Genomic DNA, 23,366 nt, shown 5'->3' with positions numbered 1-23,366 from the left:
TGAAGCGATTTATTTAATGATTTTGCTAACCAGCGTTTCTGCCTCTGATATTAAATTTTGTAAGTGACTTTCACCCAAGAAGCTTTCAGCATAAATTTTGTAGATTTGTTCAGTACCCGAAGGTCGGGCTGCAAACCATCCATTTTCAGTTGATACCTTTACACCACCTATCGACGCATTATTGCCTGGTGCATGAGTTTGTACCGATGTAATCGCCTCTCCAGCAAGGGTGTCGCTGGTGATTACCGATGCATCCATCGCCGACAGTTTATTCTTCTCTTCTAAAGAAGCTGCAACATCGACGCGCTTATATACTGGTGCCGAAAACACGTCAGTTAAGGCTTGATAATGTTCACCAGGATCTTTGCCAGTTACCGCTAAAATTTCAGCAGCAAGCAGACACAATATAAAGCCGTCTTTGTCTGTAGCCCATGTTTCGCCGTTACGCTGAAGGAAAATCCCCCCTGCGCTCTCTTCACCAGCAAACCCTATTGTACTGGTAGCAAGTCCATCAACAAACCACTTAAAACCCACTGGCATCTCGGCAAGCGGCTTCTGCAAACTATTTGCCACACGGTCTATCATGCTACTTGATACTAGCGTTTTGCCAATTTTTAATGACGCAGGCCACTGCGCTCGATGGGTATATAAATATTGAATGGCAACGGCAAGGTAATGATTTGGGTTCATTAGCCCCACGCTTTTGCACACAATGCCGTGGCGATCGAAATCGGGATCGTTACCCCATGCTAGGTCAAAGTTATCTTTTAATTCAATAAGCCCTGCCATGGCATATGCCGATGAGCAATCCATGCGTAGCTTGCCGTCTTTGTCCCGTCGCATGAACCCAAACTGCGGGTCGACACTGTCATTAACAACGGTAATATCCAATCCATACTTCGCTGAAATGCGTGACCAATAGCCTACACCTGCCCCACCAAGCGGATCAGTCCCTAACGTTAACTTAGCTTTTGCAATGGCTTCCATATCAATAACTTTTGATAGGTCGTCGATATACGGTTCCATAAAATCATCTTCACGGACGCACTGCTTTTCACGCGCCTGACGAATATCCATGCGCTTAACGTCTTTGTTACCTTCAGCAATAAGTGCATTGGCACGCACTTGGATGGCATTAGTTACATCGCTATCGGCTGGGCCGCCATGAGGTGGATTGTATTTAAAGCCACCGTCGGAGGGAGGGTTGTGCGATGGCGTAATGACTACACCGTCGGCCAGCCCAGACGTATTTTCGCGGTTGTAACGAATAATGGTTCTAGATATTACCGGTGTGGGGGTGTAGCCCATACTTTCATTATCACTGCGTTGAATAACCACGTCGACACCGTTAGCACTGAGCACCTCGATAGCGGTTACCATGGCAGGCTCTGACAACGCATGTGTATCTTTACCTATGAATAGCGGGCCTGTAATTCCTTCAGACGCTCTGTATTCAACAAGTGCTTGGCAAATCGCACCAATATGCATGTCATTAAATGTAGCACTTGCTGAAGTACCTCTATGGCCAGAGGTACCAAAGCTCACCGCTTCGGCTGGAGAATTGGGGTCGGGCCTGTAGCTATAATATTGACTTACGAGCTCTGCGACGTTGATAAGTTGTGCTTTATCTGCGGGTTGTCCAGCTTGTGCGTGTAGCGCCATGAAAAATCCTTATTGAGTAATTACTTTATTTACCTTCCGACGAAAAGCGGCCAATGATTGTCTCGACGACTTCAGGCTTGTAACCTAGAACACGCAAAACCTGTTCCAGCATATTCACTTTTTTCGCGGTATTGTTATTACTGACCACCCAATACGGGCTATCTGGGATAGCTTTAGGGTTGGTGCTACTGCCATTTTCTAGTAGCGCTTCTTTGCGCGTAGCAAAGTAAGTACGGTTTTTACCTTTAATGGTCTCAACGGCAGAGAACGAATCCTCGTTAAGCTTGTGCGCGGCACTGAGTACAAAAAGAAACTGATCGACACGTTTAGTAAAAGTAGACAGTGCATCGGTCGTAATGACGTCTACAATATCTTTCTTAGCATGCACTTTTGTGACAGCTTGTTCTACCTTTGCCTCAGCAACAGGTGCACGCTTCGATGCAGGCATCACCTTTTTTGGTGCAACCGCTTTTGATTTCGATGGTGCGTTTGATTGAACCTTATCATCCGGTGCGACCTTCGCGCTCACGTTTGGTACTTCTACCATTTCCGGCACAGAAAGAGGCGCAGTGTCTAGCTCTTCGCTTTGTGCTTCTGACTTACCAGTAACTGCATTCACCGTTGCTCCATCTTCAGGTAACAGTAAACGCCTTAGAATTTGAGATGCACTTTCACCAATATGTTTTGTTTGACTGGCGATAAAGGCATATAAATCGTCATCTATTTCAATGCTTTTCATAACTACTTCCTATTTAAGTGGCACCATTATAGACAACACCATTGCGCTGCGCAGCACTTAATGCCATTTGTTTTGCACTTCATGTTATTCATACTTAGGTATCGCTAACAAACCAACAGCGAAAAGGTGAACTTGCTACTATGCTAACGCGTAAAAATAACTATTATCAATAATAAGTGACGACATTATGCGGCTTGAATTACAAAAGGTACATCATGCGCTAAGTGAGAGAATTCTCGGTAAATCAGAACAATTGCATTTAGCAATAGCCTGCTTACTTGCGAACGGGCACTTATTAATTGAAGATTTGCCGGGAATGGGGAAAACCACCCTTTCGCACGCGCTATCGCAGGTATTCGGGTTACAGTACTCACGTATTCAATTTACCTCAGATTTATTACCATCAGATATGCTTGGCGTAAACATTTTCAGTGGCCACGATAATCAATTTTCATTTCGCCATGGCCCGATATTCAGTCAAGTCGTACTGGCAGATGAACTGAACCGTGCAAGCCCTAAAACCCAAAGCGCGCTACTAGAAGCGATGGAAGAGCGTCAGGTAAGTATTGACGGCGTTACTCATCCGCTACCCGCGCCATTTTTTGTTATCGCGACACAAAATCCAGGGTACCAAGCTGGCACTTACCCGTTGCCTGAATCACAGCTAGACCGGTTTTTTATGCGAATATCCCTGGGCTATCCTGCTTGGGACGCTGAAGAAGCGATGCTGCGCCAAAGCAATGTATCTACCCCGTTAGCTACCTGTGTTGATGAAGCCGCCTTGCAAGAGATGCAGCGCCGCGTTGCACAGATGCAAGTTAGTGAAAGTGTTATTCGCTATATTCTAAAGTTAGTCAATGCCAGCCGCGAACCGGGCGCATACCCTAACCCTTTATCGCCTAGGGCAAGTCGCGCTTTGCTGCAAGGGGCAAAGGCTTGGGCATTCATGTTCGATAGAGACTATGTAACGCCGGATGATGTTCAGGCGGTGTTTGAAGCGATAACCGCGCATAGACTCAACGGTACATCGCAGCCATCAGTCGACAACGTATCGTTGTGCAAGCGGCTGCTCGAGAGCGTAGACCCTCTTGCAGCATAACAACGCTTACATCGCAATGTGAAGATGATACCCATGAACACCGCGATTAGGAAAAAACTATCAACGCGCTTTTTAACGTGGCTTGATAAGCGCATTCCTGCCAACCGTCAACATACCCTTGATTTGAATTCAATTTTTATATTGCCTACGACATTTGGATGGGCCTTTATTGTTATGTCGTTAAGCCTATTTTTGCTTGGCACTAATTACCAAAATAATATCATGCTGCTGATGAGTTATTTGCTTTTGAGCATTATGCTACTCGCACTTTTTTATACCCACCGTAATATGGCAAAGCTCACGCTCAGCGCTCTGCCCATTTCACCATATCACGCAGACGAAACGGGCGTAACAGTCATTAAAATTGATTCACGTCAGCAAGCTGCTAAACATCGCGCTAGTGGCTTACTGAATGCTAAATGGATAGACAACACCGCATATTATTGCCACAACCTAACCACGGATTCATCAACTTTCCCGCTTCCTATTGCACTAAAAGAACGCGGTATGCATCGCCTTTCAAGGATAACGTTTCTATGTGAATACCCACTAGGGCTTTACAAGTGCTGGACCCATTTGGACTTTGATTTAACCGCCTTAGTTTACCCTGCTCCAACGCGAGGAATGGCAAATATTGTAGCAATACCTCACGATGAGGATATGAAAAACGAAACTTCAGGGCACAGTAGCTCTCAAGGAAACAGCGACTTTCATACGTTGGCAGACTATGAACAAGGGCAACCGCTTAATCGTGTAGTGTGGAAACAAGTAGCAAAAAGCGGTAAATGGGTGTTAAAAACATTTGATGAGCAAGAGCATACGCAGCACTACCTATCAATTAACCATACTATTGAGACAGAAAAAGCATTATCCATTCTCACCTTTCATGTGCTTGAAATGGACAGCAAAGGGCTTCCCTATGGCATTAGTTATAAGTCTATCAATATCACGCCATCTTGCGGCCTTCAGCATAAAGCTGAGTGCTTAACCACACTAGCACAATATGGCAGGGCACAAACGGTAACGAAGGCTGCTTCTACATGACTACGTTTTTGAATGCATTAAGGGGCACTCACTCTTCACGTAGCGAAAACAGTGACATTCCCTATCTTTTGATCAGTTTGTCCTTCGGCGTATTAATACTCTCATTGTCTGAAGCCTTGCTGTCATGGGTATTACTTTTAGGTGGCTGTGCAGTACTTATTCGCCTTGCCGCATTTGCAAAGCATGGCTCACACATAAGCATGCGTACCATTAACCTGCTTGCTGTTTTATCACTTTTTGCCCTAGCGTGGTTTGGGCTTTCCATCGGCCTACTAAACAGCATGATAAACCTGCTGGCTATTGCCTGTTCGCTCAAACTCATGTTCATTCAAAAACGACGTGACTTTCATTTGCTCTTTTGCACCAGTTTATTTCTTATTGGGTGCGGATTTATCTTTGCTCTTAGCATTTATGCATGGGTTGGCTATACCAGCATTTTATTTGTTTTATTGCTGTCGTTAACGCTCTATCACTCACCGGGTAAAACCATTCTCGGCACATCATCATTGGTTGCGACGCTGTTAGCGAAGGCGCTACCAATCGCAATTTTACTTTTTCTGGTCATGCCTCAACTACCACCTTTATGGCAAATGCCAACAGCAAAATCACAACAAACCGGGTTAGCCGAATCGGTAACGCCAGGAGACATAGCCTCTCTGGCGCAGTCTTCATCTCTAGCATTTACCGCCACGTTCGATAGCGCGGTCCCGCCGATGTCAGCGTTGTATTGGCGCGCAATGACGCTAGAAAGTTTCGATGGAAAAACATGGGCCATAAGCGAGAAACGTAAACAGGCAGAACGACAGCTAAAAAGTATGGATCGCCCGCCGCCTTTAAGCGCATCACTCCCCTTTGATGATAATAATTCCATAGCATACCAACTCATTATCGAACCTACACAGCAACGATGGGTGTTCGGCTTAGAAGTATCGGCGCCTAATAATGCTCTTAGCAGCAATAATGTCGGCGTTCAGTTTGACTATTCGTTGCGCACGCGTCTGCCTGTAATGGGTAAGAAAGCGTTTTATCTATCCTATTATCCTAACGCCTCAGTATCGAGCCCCTTAGAGGGGTTTGATAGGCAGCTAAATCTTACATACCCAACAGACTCAAATCAGAAAACTCAAGCATGGGTTGCCAGCATTGCTAAGCAATATGATTCGCCACATGCCATCGCACTAGCCATTATGCGTTACTTCAATGAGCAAGGGTTTACCTATACGTTAGAGCCTAACCCAATGCCATCTTCACCTGTCGATGCTTTTTTGTTTGAAGAACGCGCAGGCTTTTGTGCGCATTACGCAAGTGCAATGACATATGCCCTTCGCGTAGCGGGTATTCCCGCTCGTATGGTGTCAGGCTATCAAGGAGGAGAAACGTTAAGCGAAGGTGTCCTGCAAATTCGACAATACAATGCCCACGCATGGGTTGAAGCACTTATCGACGGAAACTGGGTGCGATATGACCCCACCAGTATGGTAGCGCCATCGCGACTGAGTATTGGACTAGAGCACGCCTTAGCCGAGTTTGGAGAGCAACGAAATAAGTCGGTTTTCTCAAGTTTAACCGGCGGACCACTTTTTCTAGAAGTGCAAAGCTGGTTTCGTCAGCTTGATTATTCGTGGAGTAAGTGGGTACTTGGGTTTGATAAAAAAAATCAAAATGACTTATTACACAAACTTCTTGGGGAAATCACTTCAACCCGACTTACCATTATTTTACTTAGTACCATAGCCGTTATTTCGCTTTTGCTCATACTCTATTTTGCTCCACTTCGTTTGACGTCTAATGAAACCAAATTTAATCGATTATTTCTGAATGCTATGGAAAGCCTAGAACGGTACACGAGACAACCACGCGGTACTAAAGCAGCTCGTCACTATCTCACACATATCAGCAATGAACTTAACGAAGAGATAAAACTCATTGCATCAAGTACGATAACCACATACGAGGGTTATCATTACATGCCACGTAGTGCGGATGAAAAGAAAAAGACACTACCTCTTAACAAAATGAAAATATTGGTTAGGCAATTAAATGCAGCGATTGCTAAGGCATCTACAACTAACCAAAAGCGCGTCCTAAGCAAACAGCATCCATAGCGTTAAATGCAACTTACTCGCATAGATGATACGGCGATGTTTACGTGTACACGTTAATAGCGGAAATAAAAAAGCCGGTCAGTTTCCTGACCGGCTTTTAATACTGTCACGACTCGTTTAACGAGCAGTGCATACTGAATTACTTAGCAGCTTTACGCGCTTTCGCTTCTTCGATTACTTTGTCAGAAACGTTTGATGGACATGGTGCGTAGTGGCTGAACTCCATAGAGAACTGACCACGACCGGATGTCATTGTACGTAGTGAGCCAATGTAACCGAACATTTCTGATAACGGTACGTCAGCTTTAATACGTACGCCAGTTAAACCAGCTTCTTGGTTGCTTAGCATACCACGACGACGGTTAAGGTCACCGATTACGTCACCAACGTGATCTTCTGGAGTGAACACGTCAACTTTCATGATTGGCTCAAGAAGTTGTGCACCCGCTTTTGGAATTGACTGACGGAAAGCGCCTTTAGCAGCAATTTCGAACGCGATTGCAGATGAATCTACTGCGTGGAAACCACCATCGTAAAGCTCAACTTCAACGTCTAGTACAGGGAATCCAGCGAGAACACCTTCGCCCATCATTGACTTAAAGCCTTTCTCAACTGCAGGCCAGAATTCTTTAGGTACGTTACCACCAACGACTGTTGATGTGAACGTGAAACCTGAATTAGGCTCACCAGGTCTGATGCGGTAATCAATTTTACCAAATTGACCAGAACCACCAGACTGCTTCTTGTGCGTGTAGCTATCTTCAACAGGCATTGTGATGGTTTCACGGTAAGCAACCTGAGGTTGACCAACGATAAGGTCTACACCGTAAGTACGCTTAAGGATATCTACTTTGATATCTAAGTGAAGTTCACCCATACCTTTAAGAATAGTTTCGCCTGAATCTTCGTCAGTCTCAACTTGGAAAGATGGATCTTCAGCAATCATTTTACCGATAGCGATACCCATTTTCTCATTTCCGCCTTTATCTTTAGGCTGAACAGCAATCGAGATTACTGGCGTTGGGAATACCATTGGCTCTAGCGTTACTGGGTTTTTCGGGTCGCAAAGAGTGTGACCTGTTTGTACGTTTTTCATGCCTACGATAGCGATGATGTCACCCGCTTGCGCGCTAGACAGTTCAATACGCTCATCAGCTTGCATTTCAACCATACGACCAACACGCTCAGTTTTACCTGTAAACGAGTTAAGGATGGTGTCACCCTTGTTCAATTTACCAGAGTAAATACGTACGAACGTTAGTGCACCAAAACGGTCATCCATTATTTTGAATGCTAACGCTTTGAATGATTCGTCTGCTGATACGATAGCGTGATCACCAGTTTCGTTACCTTCTTCATCCATAAGAGGTTGAGGATCAACTTCTGTAGGTGCAGGTAGGTAATCAACAACAGCGTCAAGTACTAGTTGAACACCTTTGTTTTTGAATGCAGAACCACAATATGTTGGGAAGAACGCAAGATCACGGGTACCTTTACGGATACAACGCTTGATATCTTCAACAGAAGGCGTTTCACCTTCCATATATGCTTCCATTAGGTCATCGTCTTGCTCTACAGCAGTTTCGATAAGCATCTCATGGTATTCTTCAACTTTGTCGACCATGTCTGCAGGAACGTCTTGAATTTCATAGTTTTCAGGAAGACCTGTGTCATCCCAAACATATGCTTTCTTCGTAAGAACGTCTACAACACCAATAAAGTCATCTTCGATACCAATTGGTAGCGTCATGATTAGAGGTACCGCACCAAGTACTTTACGTACTTGCTCAGTTACACGGTAAAAATCAGCACCCATACGGTCTAATTTGTTTACGAAAATAACACGTGCAACTTCAGATTCGTTAGCGTAACGCCAGTTGGTTTCTGATTGTGGCTCAACACCACCAGAACCACAGAATACACCGATACCGCCATCAAGTACTTTTAGTGAACGATATACTTCAACTGTGAAGTCAACGTGTCCTGGAGTATCGATAACGTTAAAACGGTGATCTTTCCAGAAACAGCTTACCGCTGCAGACTGGATGGTAATACCACGCTCTGCTTCCTGTTCCATGAAATCTGTAGTTGATTCACCATCGTGAACCTCACCAGTTTTATGGATTTTACCAGTAAGCTTCAAGATACGTTCTGTTGTGGTAGTTTTACCCGCGTCTACGTGGGCGAAAATACCAATGTTTCTGTATAAAGATAAGTCTGACATTAGTTCACTTTCATTGGTTCAGAGTAAAAAAACGGCCGGATTATAAAGGATTTCTGTACCAAATTTATACCTTTTTTAGTACAAACCGAAAATTTGTTTGTACCAAACCAAGCCACCATTAATTCTTTTCATTAAATATCAAGCATTTACAGCATTAGATACTTTTTTCGAAAATAACAAAATCACACCTCATTATCTGAAGTGCGGACAATTGTTACTGTAACTTCATCTCTGTCGTGGTAGAGATGCCTGACCTTTACCGTAAATACATCATTTAACGCATTTAGCCGGCGTTGCAACAACGACATTGCTTCCGTAACGGTTTCGTATCGCTGCTTCATAGGTAGCTTTAAATTAAATATTGCATGGGTTGCCCAGTGTTTCACTAACCAATCGCCCATGAGCTTCGCTACCCTGTCTGGTTGTTCAATCATATCACAAACAAGTAAATCGACGCGACCAAATTGTGGTTTATAGACAAACCCGTCAACGGCATGATGCTCAACAAGGCCGGTATTCATTAAACTCTCATCAACCAACCCATTGTCGATGGCTTCCACATACATGCCTCGCTTCACCAACTGGTATGTCCACCCGCCTGGGCATGCGCCTAAATCTACCGCCCTTCCCCCTGTACGGAGCACCTTCGTTTGTTCCTGAAGACTTAGCATATTAACTAAAGCATCTTCTAATTTGAGCGTTGAACGGCTTGGCGCATCGCTTGGGAACTTAAGTCGGCAAATGCCATTATGGTCATGACTTGAGAGTTTTGGTAACGAATATGCGACATAACACGTTTCAAACGACGAAAAGAACACATGAATTTTTGGTTTACCGGTATTTTCTTTCGCTGTAAGCCAACCTGACTTTCTTAACGCTTGGCGGAGAGGGACAGTAAACTTGCGACCAAATTTCGCGAGCACTTTTCCGTCTTCAGTATCTGGATACTCTACATCGACTGAACCAAAGTTTGAAAACGGCTTCTCTATATTATTAAGTGCTGATAAGACTTGACCAACCCGATCGTCTTTTTCTACGTCATTAATTACCGCCATTACTGCACATAGTTGGCGGGGAAAGATAGTATCCGACACCGCAAATTGCGATAGCGCACTTTCTCGGCCACTTTCTTCATAGAGGTGATATAAAACGAACCCCTGACCTTTTTGCGATACAGGGTAACCGAACTGACTTTTCTCGCCGTAACGGGTTGCGAGTTCATTGGCGGTGTCATTTTCATAACCCGGACGGCAATAAGCCAATATAGCAGAAACACTCACCTACTTTTCCATCCTATTGCGCATTACTGCGCCCAAAATTAGCATTATCCAACCTATGATAAAGAATAGCCCTCCCAATGGCGTGATTGGGCCAAACCAAGTGATACCGGTTGCTACCAGCGCATAAAGACTACCGCTAAACAACAAGCAGCCCAGTACAAAACATATACCGGCTTTTTGTATCCACGTATTAGGAAGGTATGTAGAGAGAGACGGCAGCACTAACAGCGCTAACCCGTGGTACATTTGGTAACGAACGCCCACTTCAAACGTTGAAAGTTGCGAAGCTGTAAATATGCTTTTAAGTGCATGAGCACCGAACGCACCTAACATCACTGCACTGCCACAAAACAATGCGCCAAATATAATAAATGAAACCTTTGCACGTGAAAGCCTAACCGTACTACTCATCTGTACACCCCTTAATAAACGTACGTATATGGCATACTGCACGGTCCAAATGCTTATCTAGCGACTCACCACTTGCTTTTCTTGGTTTGAAGCTATGATCGCCGTCTTTTAAGAAATGCAGGTCAATGTTCGCGGGGAGATTATAGCCAACTACTTCATCTTTATTCCCAAAGGTATCGCGTTCTCCTTGCACAATAAGCAATCGCTTTCTAAGAGTAAGCAAGTGCTCGGTCCGCGTTTTTTCAGGCTTACCTGGTGGATGAAAGGGATAACCTAGCGCCACTGCACCTATCACATCGTTTAGGGTATCGAGTACCATGGTAGCCATACGGCCCCCCATAGATTTGCCACCAATAAATGTGGGCAGTAGCGAACGCTCAGCACCGATTTTTGCCACGACCTCTGAGAAGTGAGCCAGCAATTTCTCTGCTTTATCTGGCGGCCTGCGTTTACCTGTGTCCTTAATCACCTGCATGTAAGGAAAGTTAAAGAGGACAACTTCAATATGCTGGCTTGCTAACTTTTGTGCCATGCACTGCATAAAATCATGCTCTTTGCCCGCGCCGGCACCATGTGCCAATATCAACCTAGCAATAGGCGATGGGCTATCTATCACATCGATATCAAACATCTTCTTGTTCTTCTTCAACTAATGCCAATATCCAGTCTCTGAATGCTGCTATTTTTCCTAGCTCTGCCTGAGACTCTTCACAGACCAAATAAAACGCATCACGACTTTCTACACGCTCTTCAAACGGTATGACTAATCGCCCCGCTTCTATTTCGGGCCGAGCTAAAATGGTGTTTCCTAATGCAATGCCTTGACCTAAAGCCGCAGCCTGAAGAACAAGCATCGAATGGCTAAACACCGGGCCTTGATTAACATTGACGCCGTGAACACCAACATGCTTTAACCAGTTTTTCCAGGCAGAACGATTTAAATCGTGCAGTAATACGTGATGACGTAAGTCAGACAGGTCTGAAAGCGGTTTCGGCCCGTTAAATAATAAAGGCGAACATAATGGCGTAAGAAACTCTCGATGAAGCTGGTCGGCTTGCAAGCCACTCCACCGGCCTTTTCCATAATAAATAGCAACGTCGACGTCATCTTCTAAAAAACCTTCATCGAAGTCTACGGCTTTTATCCGCACGTCGATGTCCGGATGTTCCATACTAAATTTACTAATACGGGGAACTAACCACTGACTAGCAAAACTTGGCGGCATGGCAACCGTAATAGCCCCTTTACTACCCTTAGCTAATAAACGCTCGGTCGCTTCTTGGATATGTTTGAAGATGTCTTTTAGCTCTAAAAAATAAGCCTGCCCTTCTTCCGTTAATAAGAGCGTGCGATTTCTTCGAATGAACAGCTTCATTGATAAGAATTCTTCAAGGGCCTTTATTTGATGACTTACCGCTGCCTGCGTCACAAACAACTCATCAGCCGCCTTCGTGAAGCTTAGATGACGCGCCGCTGTTTCGAATGCTTTGAGCGCATTTAGCGGGGGAAGACGTCGATGCATAATTCTTTTCTACCCTATGTTACCAAAACGTGACAGATTCATTAGTTTATCTAATGACCACCCATACTTTAACTCGTTGTTCAATTGCGCGAAAATTGACTAATATTCACGCGAACTTTGGAAAAATGCTTTCACAGCAATATTTTACAAACTCATTTGTTAAGAATTTTAACAAACTTAAACATTAATTTAATTAATTCCATTAGGTGTGAAAATGAAAAAATTACTTTTAGCTAGTGTATCAGCTATGGCATTTATAAGTGCTGCGGCGAATGCTAACGTACAACCAGAAAAGATCAATCTAGAATCACTTATTAATACGGCAATGACTAGCGTCAAAATGGCGGATGTACTGCCTTCTAATGACGCCCATATGATTGTTAAAAGACAATCAAAAGCAATGCTAGCAGAGGAAACGCAAGTAGCGTTGCACAAGTACTTGCTAGCAATGGCAGAACAAAAAGAGGTTGACGTTACCGTCGAGCTAAGCGAGTAACAATAAAACACACCTGATACGGATGCCGGTGAATCATCACCGGCATACGCCATCAAAAAGCCAATGTTGTATTTACGTGTTGCTGGTATCCAGCTCGTCAAATCCTTTTACTAACTCATCTAACGCTTTCATTTGTGCAAGATATGGCTCTAGCTTAGCCAAAGGAAGTGCACACGGCCCATCACACTTTGCCTCATCAGGATTTGGATGTGCTTCAATGAATAGCCCTGCTAACCCTAACGCCATTCCACTGCGCGCAAGCTGAGCAGCTTGAGCCCGACGCCCATCGGCCGATGTCGCTCTGCCGCCTGGCATTTGTAATGCGTGAGTTGCATCAAATATAACCGGCGCATACGATTTCATTGCATCCATACCCAGCATATCAACCACGAGATTGTTATAGCCAAAGCAACTTCCGCGTTCACATAAGATGACTTTGTCATTCCCTGCTTCGTTTAGTTTGCCCATAATATGGCGCATTTCGTGCGGCGCGAGAAACTGTGGTTTCTTTACATTGATAACGCTTCCCGTTTCTGCCATCGCGACGACTAAGTCAGTTTGACGCGCTAAGAAGGCGGGAAGCTGGATAACATCGACGACCTCTGCGACCGGCGCAGCTTGTTCAGGCTCATGAACATCAGTGATAAGCGGCACATTAAAGGTTGATTTAATTTCCTCAAAAATTCGTAGCCCTTCTTCCATTCCCGGACCACGATAGGAGGTAACCGATGAACGGTTAGCTTTATCGAAAGAGGCCTTAAACACATAAGGAATATTTAGCTTCTGGGTAACTTCAACATAATGCTCTGCTATTCGCATTGCTAGATCACGTGATTCCAGCACGTTCATCCCACCGAAAAGAACAAAAGGCAGATGATTAGCGACTTCTACCTCGCCAACGCGAATAACTTGTTGAGATTCAGACATAGTTTATTTCCGTTACAATCTAAAAAAGAGGTTGCTTAGTTACTGCAACCATTGCTGTAGCCATTAACACACCCAGTGACGCTACAAAGAATGACCATCGGCCCATTGCAGTTTTTGCCTTTTTAAGCGCAAAAAGACCAAAGACAATGTAAAGCACGACACCAATCACTTTGAACGTTAGCCATGCAGTAGCAAAGGGATATTGCGATAAAATGACACAAAGCCATATCGCACTCCCTAATAAAACGGTATCAATAACGTGAGGAAGGATCTTCAACCATTTTTTAGACAGTACGGTTGGGTCAAATTGAGACCAAAGGAATCGAAGAATGAAGAAGATAATGCTTAACGCTACCGCGGTTAAGTGCAAATGCTTAGCCATCATATACATAGTTACTGCCTTTTTTATTGTTATTACGATTTTGTATCGGGGTATTCGCGTTGAATCGACATAAAGTCATCGATATTAGCAAGCACATAATCGACGAGATTAGGATCGAAGTGTTTTTCGCGCTCATCGTTGAGCACTGCAATGACCTTATCTACACTCCATGCGGGTTTGTAAGGACGCTTATTAACCAATGCATCAAACACATCAACTAGCGTTGCAACTCGACTGGCTAAATGAATCTCTTCACCTTTCAAGCCTTCAGGATAACCCGCCCCATCCCAGCGCTCATGATGCTGTTTGGCGAGTGTTGCTGCCAATTGAATTACTGGCTTTGATGAGTCTTTAAGAATGTCATAACCAAACTCAGCGTGCTTTTTTATTGCAAAAATTTCATCTTCGGTAAGCGGCGATTCTTTTCGCAATATCGTAGACGGGACTTTCGAGTTACCAACATCGTGAAGCGGTACTGCATGGCGTAAATTGATAACCAGTTGTTGAGGCATATTGATGCCCATTGCAAGCGCTTCAGCCATTTTAGTTATTCGAGTAATGTGATTATCACCATTGTCTTTGCTTTCTATTGCTCGACCAAGCCGTTCTATAATCTCTTTTTGTGTTTCCTCTACTTCCCGCGTTTTTAATACGTTATCAAAGGCAAGTTGAACGCTATTAGAAAAACGTTTAACTAAGTGTCTATCGCCCTCACCTATACGCCGAGGCAGGCCAGACAAGTATAACAATGCCCCTTTGTGCGACTTACTATTGCAAAACGCGACAACATGGTCGTTGGCATAAACAATTTCACGTTTTTTCATTGCCTGTAAACACATACTGTATTCTTCGGCACTTACTGCATCTTTGAGCGGAATCCCCTCTTTCGACGCATATTCACCGTTCCCTGCAAACACATAGAGCTCATCTGCTTTTTTATCACTCAATGGGGAGGACGCGCCTATAGGCGTGCAGGCTACTGCGGTGGTTATGTAGGCGGCATCTTTAGAGCATCCTAAAATAGACGACAGCTGTTGGATGATACCCTGCATGAATTTTTCAAGAGACGTTGAAGAAAACAAGTCAACGGAAGCATCGATTATTTTCTCTAGACCCGCTCTATTTTCTTCAATAACAATAATATCGCGATACGAGCGAAGTGCTGCAATGATAACAGTAAATAACTTCTGTGCAGTGAGTTCGGTTTTCGATTTGTAGTCGTTAATGTCGTAATTAACAATGACATCTTTTTCTGGTGCTTGCCCTGGCTGACCGGTGCGCAAAATAATGCGCGTAAAGTGGTTATCTAAATCGTTGCGAACATATTCCGCAACCTTTAAACCTGCATCATCGGTTTCCATCACTACATCAAGCAATACAACGGCGATATCGTCATGATCACGAAAACACTGTTTTGCCTCAGCGCCACTATATGCACTAACGAACTCCAATGTTTTACCATTTAACTCAAAATCACTGAGGGCTAGGCGCGTAACGGCATGAACTTCGGGCTCGTCGTCAACAATAAGTACTTTCCACGAGCCTAAATCTTCGACTACTTCTTCGTCTTCATCGTCAGCAAATAAAAAGTCATCATTCATGTACAACGTCCTGTTTATTTTTTTTATTCAGTGCAAATAGTAATGTATACAAAATTAATCGCAAGTTTCCCAGAAACCAAGTGTAACCCTGTCGTTACCCCCAAAGTCCTTCTGGCTTCTCACTCTCACGAAACCACGTTCAATAAATAGGGCGTGAACAGCCTCTGCTTGATTAAACCCATGTTCGAAGGCCAAAAGCCCTCCCGAATAAAGGAAACCTGGCGCAAGCGCAATAATTTTGCGGATATCATCTAAACCGTCGGGCCCTGATGTCAACGCCGTTTTCGGTTCAAACTTGACGTCACCTTCATGTAAATAAGGGCTTGATGCTTCAATATAAGGGGGATTTGAGACAATCACATTAAATTTTTCATTAACAAGACCTTCAAACCAATCACTTTTTGTGAACCGCACGTTAGTAATGTTGTTCGTTTTTGCATTTTCGGTCGCCAGGAACACGGCTTCATCTAGGAAATCAACGCCTCTTACACTATGTTGCGGCAGTTCAGCGGCAAGCGCCAGTGCAATAGCGCCCGTCCCCGTTCCTAAATCACAAATACTCAGCGTTTGGGAAGTATATTCAGATGCAATAATATTGAGTACTTGCTCAACTAATACTTCGGTGTCAGGCCGCGGGATAAGTGTATGTGGCGACGTATTAAGCGTCAGCGTCCAGAAATCCTTTTGACCCGTAAGGTAGGCCACGGGAAGGCCTTCTTTGCGTTGTGCTATCAACGCTTTAAATTGTGCCAACGAGGCATCCGGCACTATTTTTTCAGGCCACGTAAAAAGGTAGGTTAATGAGGTATTTAGCGTGTGAGCGAGAAGGATTTTTGCATCTATGCTGGGAGAGTCCCCCCCAGCAAGTGCGTTAACTGCCCAATCAAGGGCTGCATCAATTCTCATTGTTAATCGTCAGACAGTGAGGCCAATAAGTCGGCTTGGTGTTCCTGCATAATAGGGTCTAGTAGCTGACGTAAATCACCTTCAACAACTTCGTCTAATCGATAAATAGTTAGGTTTATTCTATGGTCAGTCACCCGGCCTTGAGGAAAGTTATAGGTGCGAATACGTTCAGAGCGGTCACCACTTCCTACCAAGCTTTTACGTGTAGATGCTTCTTCTGCCGCTCGTTTCTCTTCTTCTATATTGTTAAGTCGAGCCTGCAATACCGACATAGCCTTCGCTCTGTTTTTATGCTGAGAACGCTCGTCTTGACACTCTACTACTAACCCTGTTGGAAGGTGAGTAATACGAATAGCAGAGTCGGTTTTGTTAACGTGCTGACCACCTGCTCCAGATGCTCTAAACGTGTCAACACGAAGGTCTGCAGGGTTTATCTCTATGGCTTGTGACTCTGGCACTTCCGGTAATACGGCAACGGTACATGCCGACGTGTGGATGCGCCCTTGCGACTCGGTTTCTGGTACACGTTGAACACGGTGACCACCCGATTCAAACTTCAGCACCCCATATACGCCTTCACCGCTTATATTTGCCACGACTTCTTTGTAACCGCCATGCTCGCCTTCATTGGCATTAACCAACTCTACGCGCCAACCACGGCTTTCTGCATACCGGCTGTACATACGAAATAGGTCGCCAGCAAATATGGCAGCTTCATCACCACCAGCACCAGCTCGCACTTCAAGGAAACAGTTGTTGTCGTCGTTGGGGTCTTTAGGAAGCAACAATACCTGCAATTCGGTTTCTAAACGTTCGATATCAGATTTTGCTTCTTTAAACTCTTCCTGTGCCATTTCGCGCATTTCAGGATCATCTTCACCCAGCATTTCTTGCGCTGATTCTAAGTTTTTCTGCGCTTGTTGATACGCATTAAAACCTGCAACAACCCCTTCTAGCTGACTGAATTCTTTCGACAAATTTCGAAATTTTTCTTGGTTACCTATAACGGTAGGGTCGCCCAACAACGCTTGCACTTCTTCAAAACGCTCGACCAAATTTTCGAGCTTTCTTACGACCGACTCTTTCATACTTTAATTATTACCTTATTTCTTCGTATCCGATTGATTATCGGATAATGCTAGCGCTTGCCCCAACCAACGGTGTAATGCTGGATCATCTTGTATCGCCGCTTCTTTTAATGCCAAGGTTGTTGGGTGTAGCAATGTGTTTGTTAATTTATAGGCCATTTCTTCTATTATGGCTGCAGCATCTTTGCCTTCAGCAAGTTGTAATTTTGCTTTTTCTACAATCTCATCTCGCTGGCGCATGCCTTTTTGTCGATATTGCCTGACCAAATCTATCGATTGCTGAGACTGTTTCCATCCCATAAAATCGATGGCCTGTTTATCAATCAGCTTCTCGGCTTCTTTCGCCGCCTGCTCCCGGTTTTGCAGGTTCTTCTGCACAATATGTTGAAGATCATCTACCGTGTATAAATAAGCGTCACCAAGCTCATTGACTTCTGACTCTATATCCCGTGGAACCGCGAGGTCAACCAAGAACATCGGGGTGTTCTTCCGTTGCTTTAATGCTTTTTCTACCATGCCTTTGCCGATTAGCGGCAACTGGCTGGCTGTTGAACTAATGACAATATCAAAATCTTTCAAATGCTCTGGTATTTGCGACAGCGTAAACACCTCGGCACCTAATCGCTCTGCCAATGTTTCAGCTCTTGCAACGGTGCGATTCGCGACCGCCAAGCGTGATACACCCTGCTCTTTTAAATGCTGGGCGACAAGCTCAATGGTTTCTCCCGCCCCCACAAGCAATACAGCGCGCTTCGGTAACTCGGCAAAAATATGCTTTGCTAATTGCACGGCGGCATAAGCGACACTTACCGCATTAGCCCCTATATCGGTTTCACTTCGTACGCGTTTGGCAACCGCAAACGTGTGTTGAAACAATTTTTCAAACTCGCTACTTACCGTACCGGAATGCTTCGCATCACCAAAGGCCTGTTTAACTTGCCCAAGTATTTGCGGCTCTCCAAGAATGAGAGAATCTAAGCCACTCGCTACGCGCATAATATGCTTAACCGCGTCATCTTGCTCAAGTAAATAACTGTTCTTGGCAATATCGGCTTCGTCGACATTATGAAAGTGACTCAACCAATTTAGTACGCGGCTAGTATCCGCATCGTGGGTGTTTAGATAAATTTCTGTTCTATTGCACGTAGAAACGATAACCGATTCTTCTACCCCACTAAGCCTTTTTAGGGACGACAGTGCCTCCACCAGAGAGTCTGGTGTAAAAGCCACTTTTTCGCGCAGTGCGACTGGGGCAGTTTTGTGGTTGATACCAAGGGCGAGTAAGGTCATTAACATCTGTGCTGACAATGTCGGAGCGGCATTGTACGAAAAAGCCAAAATGATTGAAAGTGTTGGTGAAACTGTGTTCCCATAAAGAGGTACCTTATTTCGTGAGTAAATCTATTGAACCAGTCATTTTCTTTTTTTCGCTTTGGCCTCATAGCGATCTTTTTGATCCTATATCTTTCTGCATGTACGGTCTTACCAAACGGTCCAGAGCACGCAATTAACCTGACCTCACAGTTAAAACAGGTAGCCGAAATTTCGCAGTGGCAATTAAACGGTAAAATTGCATTTCGTCGCGATGACGAGGGCACAAGTGCGACGGTGAACTGGAAAACCGATTCCGATGATTTCAATTTCCGATTAACCAATTTACTTGGCGTAACCTTAGTCAATTTGGATGTTGAGGATAAAAACGCAGTACTCAAGGCAGACGGTGAAACCTATGTAGACGCGCTACCTGAACCACTCATTTATCGTGTAACTGGCATGGATATCCCGGTCAACGCATTACTTTCTTGGATAAAAGGCTTACCACTTCCTTCTGATCAATATACGCTGACAGATAAAGGATTGTTAGCGACGCTGACAAGTACATGTCAAGCTTGCGAGGGCTGGGAAGTCACCTATGCTAATTATGGCAGCGTATTGCAAAAAGACGGTAATGCAGTGTGGCTTCCACACGCGATTAATTTAGTTCAACCCGCTACACAATACCGAGCAAAAACACAATTAAAAATAAAGATATATAAATGGACACTGTAAAAAATTCGACAAGAGACTGGTGGCCATCCCCTGCCAAACTTAATTTATTTCTTCATATATTAGGGCGCCTTGATACAGGCTACCATCAACTCCAAAGTTTATTTCAAATGCTTGATTACGGCGATAGCCTCGCATTTGACGTAAATGAAGACGGAATCATTGCCATGGAAACGCCATTAGACGGCGTTTCTGATGACGACAACCTCATTATACGTGCCGCGAAACTGCTTAAGCAGCACTCAAATACTAAGTACGGTGCAGTGATTACGTTAAACAAACGCCTTCCAATGGGAGGGGGCATTGGAGGAGGCTCATCTAATGCAGCGACGACCCTTGTAGCACTAAATGCATTATGGAATACAGGCCTGAGCACTGAAACGCTTGCTAAGCTTGGATTGCAACTTGGCGCTGATGTACCTATTTTTGTGCACGGACACACCGCGTTTGCAGAAGGCGTTGGAGAGAAAATCACACCTGCCCCACAAGAACAAGAGACATGGTATGTGGTTGCAAACCCAAATGTGCATATCAGCACCGCCGCGATATTCGGTGCTGAGGATTTGCCTCGAAATACACCACCGATGTCCTGGTCATCGTATAAATTCGATAAAACACGCAATGATTGTCAGCAATTAGTAGAGAAAAGCTATCCGGAAGTTGCAAAATTATTACAGTGGTTGGTACACTACGCACCGTCGCGGATGACGGGCACAGGCGCTTGTGCGTTTGCCACCTTCAACGACGAAGCTACTGCCCTGAAAGTTAAGCAATTATTACCTTCTCAGTGGAGTGGTTTTGTCGCAAAAGGTGTAAACCTCTCGCCACTAATACAAAAACGAGAAGAATATTTAGCGTGAACGCCGAAGCGAGTAAGAAATAAACAATTGGGGTATAGCCAAGTTGGTAAGGCAGCGGGTTTTGATCCCGCCATTCGTAGGTTCGAGTCCTGCTACCCCAGCCAAACCTCTTTTATCAACGCACTGAGGAACCCACTTGTGCCAGATATGAAGCTCTTTGCAGGTAATGCCGTACCAGAACTTGCCCAGAAAGTTGCCGATCGCCTCTATACCAAACTTGGAAATGCTAAAGTTGGTCGCTTTAGTGATGGCGAAATAAGCGTAGAAATTCATGAAAACGTCCGTGGTTCGGACGTTTTTATTATCCAGTCTACGTGCGCCCCTACTAACGACAACCTAATGGAACTAATTGTAATGATTGACGCGTTGCGTCGAGCATCTGCAGGCCGTATTACTGCGGTTATTCCATACTTTGGTTATGCACGTCAAGACAGACGCGTTCGCTCAGCCCGGGTACCAATTACCGCGAAAGTGGTAGCTGATTTTCTTTCAAACGTTGGCGTAGATCGTGTCCTAACTATCGATTTACACGCAGAGCAGATACAGGGCTTCTTCGATGTGCCTGTAGATAATGCTTTCGGCACGCCAATTTTGCTTGCGGATATGGTCCAACGTGACTTCGCAGACCCTGTTGTTGTGTCGCCAGATATTGGTGGTGTTGTGCGTGCGCGTGCGACAGCGAAACTGTTAAACGATGCTGATTTAGCCATCATCGATAAACGTCGCCCAAAAGCAAACGTTGCGCAAGTAATGAATATCATTGGTGATGTAAAAGACCGCGACTGTATTATTGTCGATGACATGATTGACACAGGTGGAACGCTAGCGAAAGCAGCAGAAGCACTGAAGAGCCATGGGGCGCGTAACGTATATGCTTACGCAACACATGCTATTTTTTCAGGTAATGCGGTTAAAAACCTACAGGAATCAGTTATTGATGAGATTATCGTCACAGACTCTATTCCGCTAAGTAAAGAAATGAAGAAACTTGGTAAAGTTAAGCAATTAACATTATCAGAGATGCTGGCTGAAACGATCCGTCGTATTAGCAACGAAGAGTCTATCTCTGCCATGTTCGAATACTAGCAGTTAGCTTTTATTGCATTGTAGCGAGTCGCAACATTTATTTTTAGCATAAGTCTAACAAAATAAATGTTGCGGCCAGCTTTATCGCCCTCTTTTCTTACATTCCTCCTTCACCATTTTTTGCTTTCTTAGAATACTTTAACGCTCTTTACCGGTTTTTCACTGTCCTAGCGCCACACGCCTCACTATCTTTCGTACCTAAAATCTCTCATCTTAATATTTAACGCAATACGGGTTAAGCATCACCAACGCTTTCTTTGTACCGCATTTCAGTTTAAGTTAGTGTTAGATAACAACCGTTAGGATACTTAACATGCAACTACGCCAGATTCTTATTCCTTTTACGCTTTGTGCAGTTTTACTCTCGTTAAGCGCATGCTCTGATGAGCAAGAGATGAAACCGACATCACTGGATGAGCAAAATACACCCGCACTTCCCACACTAGACAGTGAGACCGAGAAAGCGATGGTAGAGCAAAAAACAGAAAATGCGGATATGGATGAGTCGACCGTGTTAACGGGTATGATTGTTTACAAGGAACTAGAAGGCGGCTTTTTTGCCTTTATTGCAGATAACGGCGATCGATTCACGCTTCACGGCCTATCTGATGCGTATAAAAAGAATGGTCTTATCGTTGAAATCACCGGAAATGCCAAGCCTGACATGATGACCATTACTCAGTTCGGTACGGTTTTCGAAATACAAGAAGTCACGGTTATCGATGCAAGTAAAGTGATTGATGGCGCCAACACGTTCTAATTTAATATGATCGAATTTACGCAAGACAAGCGTATGGATAGTTAATGTCAAAAGGAGTTAACGATGATTAATGCATATGCCGCGAGCGAGTCAGGCGGAAAGTTAGAAAAATTTGAATATGATCCCGGCGAATTGGCGTCTCATGACGTCGAAATTGACGTGGAAAGCTGTGGCATATGTCACAGCGATTTAAGTATGTTAGACAATGAGTGGGGCATGACGGAATATCCGTTTGTCCCGGGTCATGAAGTGGTTGGTACGATAAGCAAAGTAGGGGCACACGTCTCCTCGCTAAAAGTCGGACAGCGAGTGGGCTTAGGCTGGCATTCTGGTTATTGTAATAGCTGTCATACCTGTGAGGACGGAGACCATAACCTGTGTCAACAAGCGTCAATGACCATTGGCGGCCGTCACGGTGGCTTTGCGGATAAAGTGCGTGCTCAAGCAAAAGCGGTTGTTCCATTACCAGAGGCCCTTGACGCAACAAAATCTGGCCCGCTCTTTTGCGGTGGTATTACGGTGTTTAATCCGCTCGTTCAATTTGATATTTCTCCGACATCAAAAGTCGGCGTAGTGGGTATCGGCGGATTGGGTCATCTCGCGCTTCAATTTTTAAACGCATGGGGATGTGAAGTCGTTGCCTTTACCTCTAGCGAGTCTAAGAAAAAAGAAGCCCTTGAGCTGGGTGCACACAGTACAATAAACAGTAAAGACGAAGAAGAGCTGAAAAACGCCGCTGGCCGCTTCGACTTAATTATCTCAACAGTTAATGTGAAATTAGACTGGAACTTATATTTATCTACGCTAGCGCCGAAAGGTAGGTTACATTTTGTTGGTGCTACGCTTGAACCTTTAGACATTGGTGCGTTCAACTTAATTGGTGGGCAGAAAAGCGTGTCTGGCTCACCGGTAGGTAGCCCCGCTACAATAAGGACTATGTTAGACTTTGCCGCACTTCATAACATAGAGCCGGTAGTCGAGACGTTTAAATTCGAAGAGGTTAACGAGGCCATCCAACGTCTCAGAGATGGCGATGCACATTATCGTGTTGTGTTGACTCGTTAATATTCTGGCATTGAATGCTAAGCAGCTCACGCTGTATAACAAATAAAAAGGGGCCCTAGCGC

General features: G+C 44.5%; 22 protein-coding genes and 1 tRNA gene. 10 read left to right on the top strand and 13 right to left on the bottom strand.

What is annotated here, in order from left to right:
- Positions 1-9: 9 nt before the first annotated feature.
- On the bottom strand, positions 10-1,662 hold the full coding sequence (gene pgm / locus AC27EZ_RS12135) for a phosphoglucomutase (alpha-D-glucose-1,6-bisphosphate-dependent) (protein ID WP_487135564.1): 1,653 nt from the start codon (positions 1,660-1,662) through the stop codon (positions 10-12).
- Between the two features lie 25 nt (positions 1,663-1,687).
- Positions 1,688-2,401 carry a SeqA protein gene (locus AC27EZ_RS12130; protein ID WP_487135563.1) on the bottom strand — a complete coding sequence of 238 codons (714 nt, stop codon included), beginning with the start codon at positions 2,399-2,401 and terminating at the stop codon, positions 1,688-1,690.
- 187 nt (positions 2,402-2,588) lie between these two features.
- On the opposite strand from AC27EZ_RS12130, the gene AC27EZ_RS12125 reads away from it, so the two are divergent.
- From AC27EZ_RS12125 to AC27EZ_RS12115, 3 genes are read left to right on the top strand one after another with little or no spacing between them, the layout of a single operon-like run.
- Entirely contained in the window at positions 2,589-3,500 is a 912-nt protein-coding gene (locus AC27EZ_RS12125) for an AAA family ATPase (RefSeq protein WP_487135562.1), read from the top strand.
- A 33-nt stretch (positions 3,501-3,533) separates the two neighbouring features.
- Positions 3,534-4,544 (top strand): DUF58 domain-containing protein, encoded by a 1,011-nt coding sequence (locus tag AC27EZ_RS12120; protein WP_487135561.1) that lies wholly within the window; start codon positions 3,534-3,536, stop codon positions 4,542-4,544.
- Positions 4,541-6,649: a transglutaminase TgpA family protein gene (locus tag AC27EZ_RS12115; RefSeq protein ID WP_487135560.1), complete on the top strand. Its 2,109-nt coding sequence runs from the start codon at positions 4,541-4,543 to the stop codon at positions 6,647-6,649. The genes AC27EZ_RS12120 and AC27EZ_RS12115 overlap by 4 nt, the downstream gene beginning before the upstream one ends.
- A 139-nt stretch (positions 6,650-6,788) precedes the next feature.
- Here the strand turns inward: AC27EZ_RS12115 and fusA are convergent, their stop codons facing one another.
- The 5 genes from fusA to AC27EZ_RS12090 form a co-directional block, all read right to left on the bottom strand.
- Positions 6,789-8,873 (bottom strand): elongation factor G, encoded by a 2,085-nt coding sequence (gene fusA, locus AC27EZ_RS12110; RefSeq protein WP_487135559.1) that lies wholly within the window; start codon positions 8,871-8,873, stop codon positions 6,789-6,791.
- Positions 8,874-9,055: 182 nt separating this feature from the next.
- Positions 9,056-10,153 carry a 23S rRNA (cytidine(2498)-2'-O)-methyltransferase RlmM gene (gene rlmM, locus AC27EZ_RS12105; protein WP_487135558.1) on the bottom strand — a complete coding sequence of 366 codons (1,098 nt, stop codon included), beginning with the start codon at positions 10,151-10,153 and terminating at the stop codon, positions 9,056-9,058.
- Entirely contained in the window at positions 10,154-10,564 is a 411-nt protein-coding gene (locus tag AC27EZ_RS12100) for a DUF423 domain-containing protein (protein WP_487135557.1), read from the bottom strand.
- Positions 10,557-11,195: an alpha/beta family hydrolase gene (locus AC27EZ_RS12095; protein ID WP_487135556.1), complete on the bottom strand. Its 639-nt coding sequence runs from the start codon at positions 11,193-11,195 to the stop codon at positions 10,557-10,559. Before AC27EZ_RS12095 ends, AC27EZ_RS12100 begins: the two co-directional genes overlap by 8 nt.
- Complete coding sequence (locus AC27EZ_RS12090) at positions 11,188-12,087, bottom strand: transcriptional regulator GcvA (RefSeq protein WP_487135555.1); 900 nt, start codon at positions 12,085-12,087, stop codon at positions 11,188-11,190. Before AC27EZ_RS12090 ends, AC27EZ_RS12095 begins: the two co-directional genes overlap by 8 nt.
- Before the next feature lie 214 nt (positions 12,088-12,301).
- Here AC27EZ_RS12090 and AC27EZ_RS12085 point away from each other — a divergent pair, with 214 nt between their 5' ends.
- Positions 12,302-12,583 (top strand): hypothetical protein, encoded by a 282-nt coding sequence (locus AC27EZ_RS12085; protein WP_487135554.1) that lies wholly within the window; start codon positions 12,302-12,304, stop codon positions 12,581-12,583.
- 72 nt (positions 12,584-12,655) lie between these two features.
- On the opposite strand, the gene kdsA is transcribed toward AC27EZ_RS12085, so the two are convergent.
- Genes kdsA through hemA form a run of 6 tightly spaced genes read right to left on the bottom strand, consistent with a single transcriptional unit; the run spans position 12,656 to position 18,777 of the window.
- Positions 12,656-13,510 carry a 3-deoxy-8-phosphooctulonate synthase gene (kdsA, locus tag AC27EZ_RS12080; protein WP_421134273.1) on the bottom strand — a complete coding sequence of 285 codons (855 nt, stop codon included), beginning with the start codon at positions 13,508-13,510 and terminating at the stop codon, positions 12,656-12,658.
- A 19-nt stretch (positions 13,511-13,529) separates the two neighbouring features.
- Positions 13,530-13,901 carry a SirB2 family protein gene (locus tag AC27EZ_RS12075; protein ID WP_487135553.1) on the bottom strand — a complete coding sequence of 124 codons (372 nt, stop codon included), beginning with the start codon at positions 13,899-13,901 and terminating at the stop codon, positions 13,530-13,532.
- A gap of 23 nt (positions 13,902-13,924) precedes the next feature.
- Positions 13,925-15,493: a DUF3369 domain-containing protein gene (locus AC27EZ_RS12070; protein ID WP_487135552.1), complete on the bottom strand. Its 1,569-nt coding sequence runs from the start codon at positions 15,491-15,493 to the stop codon at positions 13,925-13,927.
- A 54-nt stretch (positions 15,494-15,547) separates the two neighbouring features.
- On the bottom strand, positions 15,548-16,399 hold the full coding sequence (prmC, locus tag AC27EZ_RS12065) for a peptide chain release factor N(5)-glutamine methyltransferase (protein WP_487135551.1): 852 nt from the start codon (positions 16,397-16,399) through the stop codon (positions 15,548-15,550).
- A 2-nt stretch (positions 16,400-16,401) separates the two neighbouring features.
- Positions 16,402-17,487: a peptide chain release factor 1 gene (gene prfA / locus AC27EZ_RS12060; protein ID WP_487135550.1), complete on the bottom strand. Its 1,086-nt coding sequence runs from the start codon at positions 17,485-17,487 to the stop codon at positions 16,402-16,404.
- Positions 17,488-17,502: 15 nt separating this feature from the next.
- Positions 17,503-18,777, bottom strand: coding sequence for a glutamyl-tRNA reductase (gene hemA / locus AC27EZ_RS12055; protein ID WP_487135549.1), 1,275 nt, complete (start codon positions 18,775-18,777; stop codon positions 17,503-17,505).
- 162 nt (positions 18,778-18,939) lie between these two features.
- Between hemA and lolB the strand changes: the two genes are divergently transcribed.
- From lolB to ahr, 6 genes are all read left to right on the top strand, one after another.
- Positions 18,940-19,536: a lipoprotein insertase outer membrane protein LolB gene (gene lolB / locus AC27EZ_RS12050; RefSeq protein WP_487135548.1), complete on the top strand. Its 597-nt coding sequence runs from the start codon at positions 18,940-18,942 to the stop codon at positions 19,534-19,536.
- The gene (gene ispE / locus AC27EZ_RS12045; RefSeq protein ID WP_487135547.1) at positions 19,524-20,393 is read left to right on the top strand and encodes a 4-(cytidine 5'-diphospho)-2-C-methyl-D-erythritol kinase; all 870 of its coding nucleotides are present in this window, start codon (positions 19,524-19,526) and stop codon (positions 20,391-20,393) included. Before lolB ends, ispE begins: the two co-directional genes overlap by 13 nt.
- Before the next feature lie 28 nt (positions 20,394-20,421).
- A tRNA-Gln gene (locus tag AC27EZ_RS12040) sits at positions 20,422-20,497 on the top strand.
- A gap of 43 nt (positions 20,498-20,540) precedes the next feature.
- Positions 20,541-21,479, top strand: coding sequence for a ribose-phosphate pyrophosphokinase (locus tag AC27EZ_RS12035; protein WP_487135730.1), 939 nt, complete (start codon positions 20,541-20,543; stop codon positions 21,477-21,479).
- Positions 21,480-21,792: 313 nt separating this feature from the next.
- Positions 21,793-22,239 (top strand): ribose-phosphate pyrophosphokinase, encoded by a 447-nt coding sequence (locus AC27EZ_RS12030; RefSeq protein WP_487135546.1) that lies wholly within the window; start codon positions 21,793-21,795, stop codon positions 22,237-22,239.
- A gap of 63 nt (positions 22,240-22,302) precedes the next feature.
- Entirely contained in the window at positions 22,303-23,304 is a 1,002-nt protein-coding gene (ahr, locus tag AC27EZ_RS12025) for an NADPH-dependent aldehyde reductase Ahr (protein ID WP_487135545.1), read from the top strand.
- The last annotated feature ends 62 nt before the right edge of the window (positions 23,305-23,366 follow it).

Source organism: Alteromonas sp. 4NH20-0056 (genome assembly GCF_057539655.1).
The sequence above is the reverse complement of the archived record's forward strand: the minus strand, read 5'-3'. Positions and strand labels throughout refer to the sequence as shown.